The sequence below is a fragment of the Ligilactobacillus acidipiscis DSM 15836 genome, from assembly GCF_001435755.1.
In the GTDB taxonomy this organism is placed as follows: Bacteria; Bacillota; Bacilli; order Lactobacillales; family Lactobacillaceae; genus Ligilactobacillus; species Ligilactobacillus acidipiscis.
The window spans coordinates 1-785 of sequence record NZ_AZFI01000325.1 but is presented as its reverse complement, the minus strand read 5'-3'; the positions used below and the strand labels follow the sequence as shown (position 1 = coordinate 785).

Below are 785 nucleotides of genomic sequence, written 5' to 3'. Positions count from 1 at the left end.
CAAATCAAATAAGGAGTTGCAAATTATGAAAATTCAGGGGTTTCTAACTAAACATACGAATCAAATCACATTAATCACTGGTATTCTGATCGTCCTCGGCATGCTCAGCAAATACTTGTTCCAATTCACACTGGGCTACCAAGTCATTCTGGCTGTCGCATCCGTGATTGCGGTTATTCCGATCGCGGTTCGGGCTTGGAGCGCGCTGCGCAACAAGGTCTTCAGTATTGAACTGTTAGTCAGCATTGCCGTTATCGGGGCCTTCATCATTGGCGAATTCAATGAATCAGCCATCGTGACGTTCCTATTCTTGTTCGGGTCCTACCTCGAAAGCAAAACGTTACAAAAGACGCGGACGGCCATCAAAGGTTTGACTGACATGTCACCAACGACCGCGACCCTCGTAACCGCTGATGGTACGGAAGAAGTCGACGTCGATGATGTTGACGAAGGCGATGTTGTCTTAGTCAAGACGGGGAGCCAAGTCCCTGTCGACGGGGTCGTCGTTGAAGGTAATGGTTACCTCAACGAAGCTTCTATCACCGGTGAAGCCCGTCAGGTCAACAAACAACTCAATGATTCCGTTTATTCTGGTACGATGGTCGAAAACGGCTATCTTAAAATCAAAGCGACTCAAGTGGGTGATGACACGACGTTTGCTAAAATCATCGAACTCGTCGAAGAAGCCCAAGACACGAAGTCCAAAGCTGAAAAGTTCATCGATCGCTTTGCTCAATATTATACGCCTGCCGTTCTCGTTTTAGCAGTCTTAGTCTTCGCCTTCT

General features: G+C 47.3%; 1 protein-coding gene. It reads left to right on the top strand.

Features of this window, described 5'->3' with window-relative positions:
- Positions 1–25 precede the first annotated feature (25 nt).
- Positions 26–785, top strand: a 760-nt coding sequence (locus FC65_RS10940) for an HAD-IC family P-type ATPase (protein WP_156408640.1), incomplete at its 3' end; no start/stop codon positions are given.